We start from the raw sequence: 14281 nt of genomic DNA, 5'->3' as shown, positions 1-14281 counted from the left end.
CAAAATTGAGTTTGAAATTGAATTTTGAAATTGCCATTGAAATTGATTTTTGCCATTGAATTTGATAAATTATGAAATTAGATATACTAGCCTTTGGTGCACATCCTGACGATGTGGAATTAGGTTGTGCGGGAACCATTTTAAAAGAAGTATCACTTGGAAAAAAAGTAGGTATCGTTGATTTGACCCGTGGTGAATTAGGTACTCGCGGAACAGCAGAAACAAGAGATGAAGAAGCAAAAGCCGCAGCTAAAATATTAGGTGTAGAAGTTCGTGAAAATTTAGCAATGCGAGATGGCTTTTTTGTAAATGACGAAAGGCATCAACTGGAGGTCATTAAAATGATTCGGAAATACAAACCCGAAATCGTTTTGTGTAATGCAATTGATGATCGTCATATTGATCATGGAAAAGGAAGTAAATTAGTTTCCGACTCTTGTTTTTTATCCGGATTAATGAAAATTGAAACTTTAATCGACGGAGAAAAACAAGAAGCCTGGAGACCAAAAGTCGTATATCATTATATTCAGTGGAAAAATATCGAACCCGATTTTGTTGTAGATATTACGGGTTTCGAAGAAAAGAAAATTGAAGCAATTCTTGCTTATAAAACGCAATTTTATGATCCAAATTCTAAAGAGCCCGCAACACCAATTACAAGTAAAAATTTTCTGGAAAGTTTAAATTACAGAGCCCAGGACTTAGGAAGGCTTGTTAATAAAGATTTTGCAGAAGGTTTTACTGTTGAAAGATGTTTGGCTGTCAATAGCTTAGAAGATTTGATGTAAAAAAGATCGATTTTTTTTAGTTTTTTCTTTGTAAAAGTAAACCTTTGTTATATATTTGCACTCGCTAAGCAAAAATGGTGGTTGTAGCTCAGCTGGTTAGAGTAGCGGTTTGTGGTGCCGCGGGTCGCCGGTTCGAACCCGGTCAGCCACCCAGAAATCTAAAGCCCTGAAGAAATTCAGGGCTTTTTTTGTGGATTGAATTTAAAGATTGTGGATTGGCAATTTTAAGAAAATAATCCCTCTCCCAAATATATTGAGATTAGTTTTAAAGGTAAAACCGAAACATTGTTACAAAAAAAAAGACTGCCATTTTAGACAGTCTTTCGTTTTTTATACTTTAACTAATAGTAAACATTCTTTTAGTTCTGGTTTTTCGACTATAAAGTTTAATAACCATTCTTGTAGTTGTTCCATTTCGTAAGGTAACAGTGTTTTGATAGCTTTTTCTAATTCTTTACAAAAAAGCACCGGATCGAAACTTACTCTTTCGAGTATTGATTTCGTGTAATCAAACATCATTTTTGACATAATAAAATAAGATTTTGGGGGGTTATCTCTATTTTTAAACTTGAGCCAAATTTAAACAAATATGGCATATAAAATATATTTTTAACTTATTTTTTTTAAAATATTAAGAGCGAATACGTTTTCTTACTGAATATAAATCAATATAGATTCATTATAAATAATATTGTGTGAATTATTTTACAGCCCTGAACATTTCTCTTTTTCCGGGTGGTCCTGCTAATTTTTCAACGGTAAATCCAACTTCCATCATACTCCTTTTGACAACTCCGCGGGCAGCATAAGTAACCAAAACACCATTTGGTTTTAGGCTATTATACATTTTTTGAAAAATTTCGGTACTCCATAACTCGGGCTGTACTCTATATCCAAAGGCGTCAAAGTAAATCAAATCAAAAGTTTCAAAATCGTCTATTTCGTCAAAAAATTGTTTTCTTTTGGTTAATGAAAAATTTGGTGTTATTTGGCTTTCCTGATTCCATTCGCATTCATGCATTTTTTTAAAGATATTTTCAAATATATCGGCTTCTAACTCTCGTACATAATTCATTGCCAAAACTTCTTCGGAATTAACAGGATAGGCCTCTACGCCTGTATAATTAATGTTTTGTTGCTTCTGATTTGCTTCAAGAAAAGTTATGAAAGCATTTAGACCAGTACCAAAACCAATTTCGAGAATGCTTATCGGTTTGCTGTCAAATAAATGAAGACCATTTTTGATGAAAACGTGTTTCGCTTCCTGAATCGCGCCATGTTTTGAATGATAGCATTCATTCCATTCCTTTAAATGAATTGTGGTTGAGCCATCTAGTGTTTTAATAATTTCTCTTTGCATTAAATCCTATTCGATTTTTAAACTGAAATAATATGTTTATGCCAAATTTACTCAAAACAAATGCGTAAAGCCTTAAAAAATTAAGCTTTTTTCATAAATTCTTTATAAAAACCAGTTAAAATTTTATGTTTATTACAGGATAAATAAATCGCAGTTAAATGAGGTAATTAATGGTTTTTTGGCAAGGAATTTATATATTTTTCCTTAATTTTGCATTCAATAAATTCTATTTTATATCATATCATCACTTTGAGAATTCTTCTTTGATGATGAAAATACGTAAAACTTACATTATTATGAGTACAACTCAAGCAAGCAAAATTGAAATCAGAAAAGCCACTTCTTCTAAAATTAGTAGTGTAGACTTTGAAAACTTAAGCTTTGGTGCTGTATTTACAGACCATTTATTTGAATGTGATTTTAAAAATGGGGAATGGCAAACACCGGTCATTAAGCCTTATGCACCTATTTTGATGGATCCGTCTTCTAAAGTCTTTCATTACGGTCAGGCAATTTTTGAAGGAATGAAAGCTTACAAAGATGACAATAATGATGTTTGGTTGTTCAGACCTGATGAAAACTACAAGCGTTTTAATAATTCAGCAGTTCGTATGGCAATGCCTGAGGTGCCGGAAGCTGTTTTTATGGATGGTTTGAATGAATTATTGAAAATTGACAAAGACTGGATTCAAAGAGGAAACGGAAGCAGTATGTACATCCGTCCTTTTATGATTGCGACAGGTCCGGGAGTTGTGGCTAATCCTTCTGACGAGTATAAATTTATGATTTTGCTTTCTCCAGCAAAATCTTACTATGCCGGTGAAGTAAAGGTAATTATTGCAGAGCATTACAGTAGAGCTGCTAATGGCGGGATTGGTGCTGCAAAAGCTGCTGGAAATTATGCGGCTCAGTTTTATCCAACCAACCTTGCTAACAAAGATGGTTTTCAACAGGTAATCTGGACTGATGACGCAACGCATACTAAACTGGAAGAAGCCGGTACAATGAACGTATTCTTTAGAATTAACGATACATTATTGACTGCACCAACAAGCGAAAGAATTTTGGACGGTATTACCAGAAAAAGTTTGATTGCTATGGCTGAAAAAGAAGGTTTAAATGTTGAAGTTCGTCCTGTTATTGTTTCAGAATTGGTTGAAGCGGCAAAAAATGGATCTTTAAAAGAGATTTTTGGCGCAGGAACGGCTGCCGTTGTAAGTGTTATTAAAGGTTTCTCTTATCAGGATGTTTATTATGAAATGGCTCCAATTGAGAATTCATATGCTTCATTTTTAAAAGAAAAATTAACTAATCTTCAAAATAAACTTGCTGAGGATACTTTTGGCTGGACTGTAAAAGTTCAATAATTAAGAAGATGTAGATAAAAATAAACCCGACAGTTAATTTGTCGGGTTTTGTTTTTTATAAAAGTTTTGAAAAATCCGGTTTGAAATAATTTGGCCCTTTCATCACTTTTCCGTCTTCACGATAAATAGGCTGTCCGTCTTCGCCTAATTTACTCATATTGCTGCGCTGGATCTCATCAAAAACAGCTTCGATTTTATCCTGCAGGCCATGTTCAATTATGGTTCCGCACAATATGTACATCATATCTCCAAGAGCATCAGCAATTTCAACTAAATCATTATTCTGTACAGCTTCAAGATATTCTTCATTTTCTTCTTTCATTAAATTATAACGAAGTAGTTTTTTAGTTTCTCCAACATCAGCAATTGGATTCTTACTATGGCCTATTTTAAAAGCAGTATGGAATTCAGTTACTGCATCAAGCTGTTTTCTCATGTTTTATTTATTAAATGGACTGCCAAATTAGCAACTATTCGTGTACAATTCTCTAAATTTGTCAAAAATAATTTTTAACTATGTTTAGTCAGGGACAATTAATATTCGCAGTTTGTTTTTTTATTGCATTTGTAATCATAATGATTTTTGCTTATCGTAAAGATCTTGCCTTACATAAAATTTTCTACAAAGGGAATTATAAAGTTTTGATTGGTTTTCTGCTTTTTATTGTTATTTTGTTTTTAATCAAATTCTTTTTTAAAAGATAATTATACTTTAAACTTTTAAAAATCGTTTTGTTATATGCTTTTGGATTTATAATATAAAAAGAAGCGTTTTTATTTTTTTGTTATTCGTAACACACTAATAAATTTATAACTTTACGAAACCAAAATAACCTACACAATGAAAATCCTAAAATATCTTTTTCTTTTACTGTTATTAAGTTTTATTGCTTTAAGTGTTTTTGTATCTACTCAGAAAGGCCTTTTTGCTGTTGAGAGAAGCAAGGTAATCAACTCACCTAAAGCAACCGTATATCATTATATAAATGATTTTAGGAATTTTGAAGATTTTGAATCCTGGGCAGTTGAAGATTCAACGTTAAAAATGTCATTTCCGGAAAAAACTATTGGAAACGGAGCTTCGTTCTCATGGGAAAACAGTGAAGGAAAAGGAAGCGGAATAACATTGCAGTCAAAAGAAGGAGAAAGCATTCATCAGAAAATCAGTTTTGATGGGACGGATGCAGATGTGCATTGGATTTTTAAGGATACGCTTAACGGAAAAACGAAGGTTACCTGGAGAGCCAAAGGGGAAATGAGTTTTTTATTTAAAATTTACACGGTTTTAAATGGTGGTTCTGATAAAATAATAGGAACTATGTATGAAAAAACGCTTGTGAACATTGATAAGAATCTCGATTACGAAACCAAAACCTATGCTGTAAAAGTAAATGGCGTTGTAAAAAAAACCGAGAGTTTTTATATTAAACAGACTTTTACAAGTGAAATTCAGAAAGTAAATAAAAATGCGAGGATTGTTATTCCAAAGTTGATTGAATTTAGCAAAACAAACAATTTGTATACGAACGGAAAGCCATTTATTATATATCATACTTATGATACAAAAAACAATTTGGCTAAAATTTCAATCTGTTTGCCAATCAATAAAGAAATTTCGACAAGTGCCGGAAGCGATATTTTGACCGGAAAATTAAACAGTTTTGATGCTGTAAAAACTACTTTGAAAGGAGATTATTCACATACCAATGAAGCTATTTCAAAAACGACAGCTTTTATTAATAAAGAAAAACTTGTTCAGGATTTAAGCTGGTCGCATCTTGAAATTTTAACAGCCGGTAAATTAGATGTTAAAAGTTCTTCTAAATTAATAACAGAAATTTATTATCCTATCATTCCGAAGGTAAAACCTGTTATTGTAGAAACTCCGGTACAGGGTAGTGCTGAAGCTGAGGCTGATCCCGTGGTTAAAAAAACTACAGTTCCTCCAGTAGCTAAAAAACCTGCAGCGACACCTCCTGCTAAAACAACTACTGCAGAAGAGGAAGATTCAGAGTTTTAAAAAAAAGAAAGGCTGATTAAACCTTTTGTGATAAATTCATTCAAATAAACAAGATAACTAAAAAACTTGGCAGACGAGAAGGAATTTATAGTGCAGTTATTAAATCCTAAAACGCAAAATGCTGCGTTTCAGATACTCTTGTCACAATATCAAAAGCCATTGTATTCTCATATTCGGAATATTGTTTTGAATCATGATGATGCTGATGATGTTTTGCAGAATACTTTTGTAAAAGTGTTTCAGTATTTAAAAAATTTTAAAGGTGAAAGCAAGCTTTTTTCATGGATGTACCGAATTGCAACCAATGAAGCACTGACTTTTTTGAGTCAGAAAGCAAAATTAAACGGTTTAACATCAGAAGCTTTACAAAATAAAACCATTGATAATTTAAAAGCAGACACTTATTTTGATGGTGATGAAATTCAGATTAAGCTTCAAAAAGCTCTGGTAACTTTGCCAGAAAAACAGCAGTTGGTTTTTAAAATGAAGTATTTTGAAGATTTGAAATATGAGGAGATTTCAGAAATTCTGGGAACTTCAGTTGGGGCATTGAAAGCTTCTTATCATCACGCTGTTAAAAAAATTGAATTATATGTTACATCAAATTAAACCTTTTGTTATAAAATATATCTTATAGACATTATGAAAGCATTTAAATTAGAAAACGAACCGAGAATAAAAAACGGGTTTAAAACTCCGGATCATTTTTTTGATGATTTTTCGGCAAAAGTTTTACAGCAAATTAATGAAAGAGAAGTGAAAGTAATACCCATTTACAAACGTAAACAGGTTATTGCAATGATTGCTGCTGTCCTTGTCATTGCGCTAATGATTCCGATAGTAAATAATTATAATAAATCAAAAGAACTTGATGAGGCTACATTAGAAACGTATTTGTCGTATCAGTCTAATTTAAATCAGTATGATTTGATTCGCGAATTAGATACTAAAGATATTGAATCAATAAATAAGAATATTGTACTCGAGCAGGAAACACTCGAAGATGTTTTGTCTTCAAATCCGAATATTGAAAATTTACTTTCTGAATAAAAATAAAAACTATAAAGATGAAAATTAAAAATATACTACCCATATTATTGTTTTTAGTTAGTTTTTCATTTTATGCGCAAAATGATAAAGATGACGAAAAACGTGAAAAAATTAAGGCTTACAAAGTTTCTTTTTTGACCACAGAGTTAGAACTTACTTCTACTGAAGCTGAGAAATTCTGGCCAATTTATAATGCTTACGATGATAAACAGTTTGAATTACGCCATGAGAAAATGAAAACTTACCTGCGTAAACTGAAAGACGATAATGTTAATTCACTATCAGAGAAAGAAGCTTCTGCCTTACTGTCTCAAATAGAAAGCACAGACAAAGAACTGTATTTTTTAAGAGAAAAGTATATGAGTAATCTTCGAAAAGTACTTTCAGCAAAAAAAATATTAAAGCTAAAAAAATCAGAAGATGATTTTAATAGAAAATTGTTGAAGCAATATAAAGAAAAAGCAGCTAAGAACTAGTAATTAGTAATTACGAAGTTTAATCTGTCGCCTAAAATACCACGAAGAAGCAAAATACCACAAAGAACAACAGCGATAAAACCCCTATATAATATACTTGCTTTATTATTTAGGGGTTTTATTATTATTTAAAACGAAGTCTGATAACTTTATTAAATCCTGCAGCAATAGCGGTATTTCTGTTAACAAAACGAATCGTAAAAAGTTTAGTATCAGTAGATAATTGTGTCCAGTTAGCGCCGCCGTTTTGAGAATACAAAATTCCTTCAGAACCAACGCAAATAATTTCTTTTCCATTTCCTCCAGGTACATACTGCACACATGATGCGTATCCAAAACCCATACCCTGACCGATTAATTCCCAGGTTTTTCCTCCATCAGTTGTGAAAGCTTTATTGTCGTTTTTTTGATTTGGAAGCTCATAATCGCCACCAGCAATAAAACCGTGTTTAGAATCGTAAAAATCAGCTGTAAAAATACCTGTCATAGTTTTTCCCTGAACAATAGGAGTTTCAATTACTTTCCAGCTTTTGGCTTTATCAGGAGAATAGAAAACACGCGATTTTTTCCCTCCCGAAACCAGCCAGGTGTCATCACCTTTAATGACAATATTTGAATTGCTGGCTGCAAAAGCTGTTTCACCTTTGGCATTTGTCGGTAATTTATCTGATAATAGTTTTGTCCAGGTTTCTCCTCCGTCACGGGTTATAATAATTGAAAAGGTATCTTCTGTAGGGTCGCCAATCGCAATTCCTTCCTTATCATTCCAGAACTGCATACTGTCGTAAAAAACTCTCTCATGAACTTCTTTATAGACTAATTTTACTTTTTGTGTTTTCTTAGATACTGAATAAAGTAATGCGGGATTTCCAACACTTAGCAAAAAAACATCTTTTGAAGTCTGAGCGATACTTCTGAATTCTAATTTTAAGGTATCACGATAAATATGCTCCTCAAATTTCTCTTTTTTGTCTAAATCATAATATCCAAACCGAGAATTATCAGCTCCGTACCAGACTTTGTTTTTATCAATAGAAATTGCCCTGATACTAATTTTGTCCTGAAATAAAGTATCTATTTGCATTGATGTAAAACCTCCATAAAAACCGGTTTTGTTGCTTTCAGTTAATGGCTTAAAAGATAGTAGTAAAATAAAAGCCCAACAAAAGAATATTACTTTTTTCATATAGGTTAAGATTTAGTAATTGCTAAAATACAATTATTTATAACATGTAAAATATATTTTGTTTTTTTTCTGGCACAGTAATTGGATACTCCACAATATTAATCTTAATATGATTTGCCATGAAAGCCAGACTACTTTTTTTAACGCTATTAACTATAGGTTTAAGCTCTTGTTCTGCACAAAGCCAAACTACTGTTTATGCAAAAAACTCAGATATCAGTGATAATTTAGATTTAAGGGCTGTAGCTTCTATTTTTGGAGAGTCGGCCAATCTTCAGGATTTTGAAAGAAGATTAAATGATCCAAAATATCAAATCTCAAATCTTGACTTAAATAATGATGATCAGGTTGATTATTTACGTGTTATTGAAACTGTAGAGAACAGAACTCACGTTATTGTTATCCAGTCGGTTCTTGATCGCGATGTTTATCAGGATATTGCGACTATAGATGTTGAAAGGGATAATTATAATAAAGTAAGTGTTCAGGTTGTAGGGAACAGTTATTTTTACGGCGCTAATTATATTTATGAGCCGGTTTATAACGTAACACCTGTTATTTATTCATCATTTTGGGTGACGAACTACAGACCATATTACTCTACGTGGACCTGGGGTTTTTTTCCAACTTATTATGTAGCCTGGAGACCTTATCCAGTTTACAGATACAGAAGCAATATTAATGTTTGCATCAATGTAAATAATCATTACAATTATGTAAGTCACAGAAGAAGTTACAGAGCACCTGTTTTATATGAGTCAAGACGTACTTACGGCTATGAAAGACAATATCCTAACCGTAGTTTCTCTCACAGACATGCAAATGTTAGTAACAGATATGATTTGGATCAAAGACGTGTAGCAAGCAGAGACTATAACAGAAATCAAAATGTTTATAGTAATAACAGATCAAATTCTGGAAGATTTTCTACTGAAAATAGAAATTCAGGCAGAGGTTATAATGAAACCAGGAATATATCTGATGGAAGCTATAACTCAAGCAGAGGTGTTTCAGGAAAAAACAATAACCCTGTAAGAACTGATAATACGCCAAGATATGAATCCAGAGGAAATTCTAATGAAAATAGAAACAGATCTGATCGAAGCTTCAATTCAAACAGAGTTGCTTCCGGAAGAGACAATTCAGCAACAGTAACTAATCCGGTGAGAGTTGAAAATAACTCAAGAAATGAATCAAGAAGGAATTCAAATGAATACAAGATGAATTCTTCAAGAGGAAACTCTGAAAACAGAATGAATGAAAACAGAGCGACTGCAGGTCAAAGAGCAGAATCATCAAGAAATTATACTCAAAACAGATCAGCTTCAGAAAGCAGATCAAATTCAGCGAGAACACAAAATACACAACGTTCTGAGTCTCCAAGAATGAGTCAGGAATCCAGAGGAGGCGGCCAGTCACAAAGGCAAAACAGTTCAGAATCCAGAGGTGGTGGAAGAAGAGGTTAGTTTCTGAAAGAAGGTTTTTAAATCAAAATGAACACAATCTAACGATTGTGTTTTTTTTGTTGTTTATAATTGACGCTAATTTGTTTTAAAACAGTAAATTTGCAACCGTCTTTTATAAAAATATACATGAGCGCAGCGCATAAAAACTTACATAGTAAGTTATCTATAGGTGGGTTATTGATTACATTAGGAATTATTTATGGCGATATTGGAACTTCACCATTATATGTAATGAAGGCCATACTGGGCGGGCACAGTATTAATGCCGATATTGTTTTAGGAGGTATTTCCTGTGTTTTCTGGACATTAACACTACAAACGACCATTAAGTATGTGCTTATTACCTTAAGTGCGGATAATCATGGTGAAGGAGGGATTTTTGCTTTGTATGCTTTAGTCAAGAAAACAAAAATATCATGGCTTATCGTACCAGCCATTATTGGTGGTAGTGCCTTGTTAGCTGACGGAATTATAACACCTCCTATTTCTGTTTCCTCTGCAGTAGAAGGGATAAAAACCTACTACCCTGAAATAAATACAATACCAATTGTTATTGGTATTCTCTTTATTTTATTCACTATTCAACAATTTGGGACTAAGCTCGTTGGTAAGTTTTTTGCGCCAATGATGCTTATTTGGTTTGCTATGCTGGGGACTTTGGGTGTGATTCAGATTATGCAGCATCCTGAAGTTATCAAAGCGATAAATCCATATTATGCCTACCATTTATTGCAGATACATCCTGAAGGATTTTTTGTTCTTGGATTTGTGTTTTTATGTACAACAGGAGCTGAAGCATTGTACTCTGATATGGGACACTGTGGCAGAAAAAATATTAGAATTAGCTGGGTTTTTGTAAAATTGACTTTAGTGCTCAATTATTTTGGTCAGGCTGCTTATTTAATTCATCATGAAGGCTCTACATTACAGGAGTTAGGTGGAGAAAATGGTAATCCTTTCTATTTAATTATGCCGGACTGGTTTCAGCCGGCAGGAATTGTAATTGCGACTTTAGCGGCTGTAATCGCTTCTCAGGCATTAATTAGTGGTTCCTTTACTTTGATAAATGAAGCGATGCGATTGAATTTCTGGCCAAAGGTAAGAATCAAATATCCTACCGAAGTAAAAGGTCAATTATATATTCCGTCGATCAACTGGTTATTGTTTTTTGGTTGTGTAGGAATCGTTTTGCACTTTGAAAAATCAAGTAATATGGAACATGCTTATGGTTTGGCAATTGTACTTTGTATGATTATGACCACCATTTTATTGAATTATTACTTAATCATGAAAAGGGTAAAACTATATTTTATGGTTCCCCTGATCACAATTTATTTAGTAATTGAAGGCTGTTTTTTAATTGCTAATATTACCAAATTTGCAGATGGAGGTTACGTAACTTTAATCATAGCAATTATGTTAATTTCAGTAATGACGGTATGGTATGTAGCTAAGAAAATTAATAAAAGCTACACTAAAATTGTCAAAATTGACGACTACAAGAAAGTTCTGATGGAATTGAGTGAAGATTTATCGATTCCAAAATATGCCACTCACTTAGTTTACATGACAAATGCAAATCGTGTTGATGAATTAGAGCAAAAAGTAATGTATTCTATTTTACAAAAGCGTCCAAAAAGAGCTGATATCTATTGGTTTGTGCACGTTAATATTTTAACGGAACCATACAAAACTCAATATAAAGTAACAGAAATTGCCAAAGATGACATTTACAGGATTGATTTTAATTTGGGATTTAGAGAACCAACCAAAATCAATTTAATGTTTAGGGAAGTAATTCGTGATATGGTGAAAAATGGAGAAGTTGATATTACCAGCCGTTACGAATCATTAAACAAAAACAATATTGTTGGAGACTTCAAATTTGTATTGTCTGAAAAATTCCTGTCTAATGACTCCGATTTATTATGGCATGAGAAAATCATCATGAACTCTTACTTCTTAATTAAAAAATTAAGTTTATCTGAAGAAAGTGCTTTTGGCTTAGACAGCAGTTCAGTTAAAATAGAGAAATTCCCAATGGTGCTTCATGCTCCTGAAAATATTGGATTAACAAGGATTATAAAGTAAATCATTTCTCAAAATAAATTCAAAAACACTCTTTTATGCTTTATTAGAGTGTTTTTTTCTTTTTTAATGAAAGTCAAAATAACAATCAAAATTAAAAATTTAACTTTCAATCAATTAATAGTACCTTTGCAACTCAAATAATTAAAATGAGATTACACAGAAATTTAGTTTATACTACCATCGATTCATTGAATGCAATTTTCAATGAAGGAGAATATGCAGATAAAGTGGTAGCAAGAGCATTAAAAAAAGACAAACGCTGGGGGAGTTCTGACAGGAAGTTTGTTGCTGAAACGATATACGAAATTGTTCGCTGGAAAAGATTATATGCTGAAATTGCCGAAGTAAAAGAACCTTACGACAGAGATAACTTGTGGAGGATGTTTGCAGTTTGGGCAGTTTTAAGAGGGTACCCAATTCCGGATTGGAGACAATTGGAAGGCACTCCCGAAAGAAAAATAAAAGGCCGTTTTGATGAACTTTCAAAAGTTAGAGCTTTAAAAGAATCTATCCCGGACTGGATGGATGAATTGGGAGTAAAAGAATTAGGAGAAAAGGTTTGGGCAAAAGAGATTGCAGCTCAAAACCAGCCTGCAAAAGTTATTCTTAGAACGAACACCTTAAAAGGTACCAAAGAAAATCTTCGAAATACTTTGATGGATTTAAATATTGAAACAGAATATTTAAAAGATCAGCCTGAGGCTTTGGTCTTAAAAGAAAGAGCCAATGTATTTTTGACAGACGCTTTTAAACAAGGATTATTTGAAGTTCAGGACGCGAACTCACAATTAGTTGCCGGTTTTCTGGATGTAAAACCAGGAATGCGTGTTGTCGACACTTGTGCAGGAGCTGGAGGAAAGACTTTGCATATTGCTTCTTTAATGGAAAATAAAGGGCAATTGATTGCAATGGATTTATACGAAAGCAAGCTGAAACAATTAAAATTAAGAGCCAAAAGAAATGGTGCTTTTAATATTGAATATCGCATTATTGACACAACAAAAGTGATAAAAAAACTGCATGAAAAAGCAGATCGTGTTTTGATTGACGCACCTTGCAGCGGATTGGGAGTTTTAAAAAGAAATCCGGATTCGAAATGGAAATTACAACCTGAATTTATTGATAACATTCGTAAAGTTCAGTCGGAAGTTTTAGAAAGTTATTCTAAGATTGTAAAACCAGGCGGGAAATTAGTATATGCAACATGTTCTGTTTTACCTTCTGAAAATCAGGAGCAGGTGGAGAAATTCCTTAAAACTGAAATTGGTAAACAATTTACATTCATACAGGATCGAAAAATATTGGCTTCAGAATCTGGTTTTGACGGTTTTTATATGGCACTCTTAGAACGTAAAATATAATAAGAAATTCCAATATTTAAAATTCCAAATTCCAATCGCTACTATTGGAATTTGGAATTTTTTTATTGGATTTTAAGGCTGTAAGCTTGGCTTACGGAGCAGTTTTCCGTTTTCATTTTCTTTAAATTTAGGAATAAAAACGATTTCTTTCGGTTTTTCATATTTATCTAGGCCGTCAAAAAAATCAACTTGAAAATCTTGTTTTTCTCCCTCAATAACCAAAATTAATTTTTCGCCTAAAATAGAATCCGGAATTCCGGTTACAAAAAATCTGGAATTGATTTTACCAATCAGTTTTGCTTCAATTTGTTCCGGAATTAATTTTACTCCACCACTATTGATTACATTATCGATTCTGCCTAAAAAAGTAAATTGGTTTTCTTTTATTAGTTCTATTAAATCATTTGTAATAATAGGTTCTTCAGAAATGGATGGTATGCTAATCATTAAACATCCTTTATTGTCTTTGCTGATTTTTATATTTGGCAGGACTGTGAAAACTTTTTCACCGACTTTTCTGGCAGCAATATGAGTAATTGTTTCGGTCATGCCATAAGTTTCATAAACTACTGTTTTTAATGGCAAAAGTTTTTCTTCTAATCCTGCATCCATTTTTGCACCGCCAACTATAAGTTTTTTAACTTTATTTAAAGCTCTAATCGAATTTTGGACTTGTAATGGTACCATTGCCACAAAATCATAGATGACTTTATTTAGTGCTAAAGGTTCTGTGCTAGGTTCTGTAATATGTAAATCCAGACCTAAGATTAAGCTTCTGACCAGCATCATTTTTCCTGCAATAAATTTTACGGGTAAACAAAGCAAGGCTTTATCTCCGGGTTTTAAATCGAAAAAATCCCCGGTTGCTAATGCCGATTGTATCATGGCCTGTTTCTGCAGTCGGACTAATTTAGGAAGACCTGTGGTTCCGGATGTCTTCATCTCAATATACTGTTTTTCATCAAACCAGTCTAATAGAAATTCCCCAATTGCCTGTTCGTTAGGATCACCTTCTTTGATAAAACTATAAGCAACACTACGGAGTTCATCTCCATTAAGGTGATCGCCATTTATTTTAAAATAATTGTGAACGTTTTTATGAGTTAATTGAATCAT

At 32.7% G+C, this 14281-nt stretch carries 15 protein-coding genes and 1 tRNA gene; 11 read left to right on the top strand and 5 right to left on the bottom strand.

Features of this window, described 5'->3' with window-relative positions; translation table 11 throughout:
- Positions 1-71 precede the first annotated feature (71 nt).
- Together bshB1 and GXM16_RS09685 are read left to right on the top strand one after the other, a co-directional pair.
- Entirely contained in the window at positions 72-788 is a 717-nt protein-coding gene (bshB1, locus tag GXM16_RS09690) for a bacillithiol biosynthesis deacetylase BshB1 (RefSeq protein WP_163394177.1), read from the top strand.
- A gap of 77 nt (positions 789-865) precedes the next feature.
- Positions 866-939, top strand: a tRNA-His gene (locus GXM16_RS09685).
- Positions 940-1118: 179 nt separating this feature from the next.
- Here GXM16_RS09685 and GXM16_RS09680 read toward each other — a convergent pair.
- The gene (locus GXM16_RS09680) at positions 1119-1316 is read right to left on the bottom strand and encodes a hypothetical protein (RefSeq protein ID WP_031457182.1); all 198 of its coding nucleotides are present in this window, start codon (positions 1314-1316) and stop codon (positions 1119-1121) included.
- A gap of 172 nt (positions 1317-1488) precedes the next feature.
- Positions 1489-2148 (bottom strand): tRNA (5-methylaminomethyl-2-thiouridine)(34)-methyltransferase MnmC2, encoded by a 660-nt coding sequence (gene mnmC2 / locus GXM16_RS09675; RefSeq protein ID WP_163394176.1) that lies wholly within the window; start codon positions 2146-2148, stop codon positions 1489-1491.
- Positions 2149-2444: 296 nt separating this feature from the next.
- Here mnmC2 and GXM16_RS09670 point away from each other — a divergent pair, with 296 nt between their 5' ends.
- Positions 2445-3515 carry a branched-chain amino acid aminotransferase gene (locus GXM16_RS09670; RefSeq protein WP_163394175.1) on the top strand — a complete coding sequence of 357 codons (1071 nt, stop codon included), beginning with the start codon at positions 2445-2447 and terminating at the stop codon, positions 3513-3515.
- 55 nt (positions 3516-3570) lie between these two features.
- Here the strand turns inward: GXM16_RS09670 and GXM16_RS09665 are convergent, their stop codons facing one another.
- Positions 3571-3951: a pyrophosphohydrolase domain-containing protein gene (locus GXM16_RS09665; protein WP_163394174.1), complete on the bottom strand. Its 381-nt coding sequence runs from the start codon at positions 3949-3951 to the stop codon at positions 3571-3573.
- 80 nt (positions 3952-4031) lie between these two features.
- Here GXM16_RS09665 and GXM16_RS22825 point away from each other — a divergent pair, with 80 nt between their 5' ends.
- The 5 genes from GXM16_RS22825 to GXM16_RS09640 all read left to right on the top strand — a co-directional run bounded on the left by GXM16_RS22825 (position 4032) and on the right by GXM16_RS09640 (position 7061).
- Positions 4032-4220, top strand: coding sequence for a hypothetical protein (locus GXM16_RS22825; protein WP_163394173.1), 189 nt, complete (start codon positions 4032-4034; stop codon positions 4218-4220).
- Positions 4221-4356: 136 nt separating this feature from the next.
- The gene (locus GXM16_RS09655; protein WP_163394172.1) at positions 4357-5535 is read left to right on the top strand and encodes an SRPBCC family protein; all 1179 of its coding nucleotides are present in this window, start codon (positions 4357-4359) and stop codon (positions 5533-5535) included.
- 66 nt (positions 5536-5601) lie between these two features.
- Positions 5602-6144, top strand: a complete 543-nt coding sequence (locus tag GXM16_RS09650) for an RNA polymerase sigma factor (protein WP_163394171.1) — start codon at positions 5602-5604, stop codon at positions 6142-6144.
- A 33-nt stretch (positions 6145-6177) separates the two neighbouring features.
- Entirely contained in the window at positions 6178-6585 is a 408-nt protein-coding gene (locus GXM16_RS09645; RefSeq protein ID WP_163394170.1) for a hypothetical protein, read from the top strand.
- Between the two features lie 17 nt (positions 6586-6602).
- On the top strand, positions 6603-7061 hold the full coding sequence (locus tag GXM16_RS09640; RefSeq protein WP_163394169.1) for a sensor of ECF-type sigma factor: 459 nt from the start codon (positions 6603-6605) through the stop codon (positions 7059-7061).
- A gap of 124 nt (positions 7062-7185) precedes the next feature.
- Here the strand turns inward: GXM16_RS09640 and GXM16_RS09635 are convergent, their stop codons facing one another.
- A complete protein-coding gene (locus tag GXM16_RS09635) occupies positions 7186-8247 on the bottom strand; it encodes a beta propeller repeat protein (RefSeq protein ID WP_163394168.1) in 1062 nt (353 codons plus the stop codon).
- 119 nt (positions 8248-8366) lie between these two features.
- Between GXM16_RS09635 and GXM16_RS09630 the strand changes: the two genes are divergently transcribed.
- The 3 genes from GXM16_RS09630 to GXM16_RS09620 all read left to right on the top strand — a co-directional run bounded on the left by GXM16_RS09630 (position 8367) and on the right by GXM16_RS09620 (position 13165).
- Positions 8367-9713 (top strand): hypothetical protein, encoded by a 1347-nt coding sequence (locus tag GXM16_RS09630; protein ID WP_163394167.1) that lies wholly within the window; start codon positions 8367-8369, stop codon positions 9711-9713.
- A 126-nt stretch (positions 9714-9839) separates the two neighbouring features.
- Positions 9840-11804: a KUP/HAK/KT family potassium transporter gene (locus GXM16_RS09625; protein ID WP_163394166.1), complete on the top strand. Its 1965-nt coding sequence runs from the start codon at positions 9840-9842 to the stop codon at positions 11802-11804.
- A gap of 146 nt (positions 11805-11950) precedes the next feature.
- Positions 11951-13165: an RsmB/NOP family class I SAM-dependent RNA methyltransferase gene (locus GXM16_RS09620; protein WP_163394165.1), complete on the top strand. Its 1215-nt coding sequence runs from the start codon at positions 11951-11953 to the stop codon at positions 13163-13165.
- Positions 13166-13237: 72 nt separating this feature from the next.
- On the opposite strand, the gene GXM16_RS09615 is transcribed toward GXM16_RS09620, so the two are convergent.
- Complete coding sequence (locus GXM16_RS09615) at positions 13238-14281, bottom strand: AMP-binding protein (protein ID WP_163394164.1); 1044 nt, start codon at positions 14279-14281, stop codon at positions 13238-13240.

The organism is Flavobacterium limi, from assembly GCF_010645075.1.
Classification (GTDB): domain Bacteria; phylum Bacteroidota; class Bacteroidia; order Flavobacteriales; family Flavobacteriaceae; genus Flavobacterium; species Flavobacterium limi.
The sequence above is the reverse complement of the archived record's forward strand: the minus strand, read 5'-3'. Positions and strand labels throughout refer to the sequence as shown.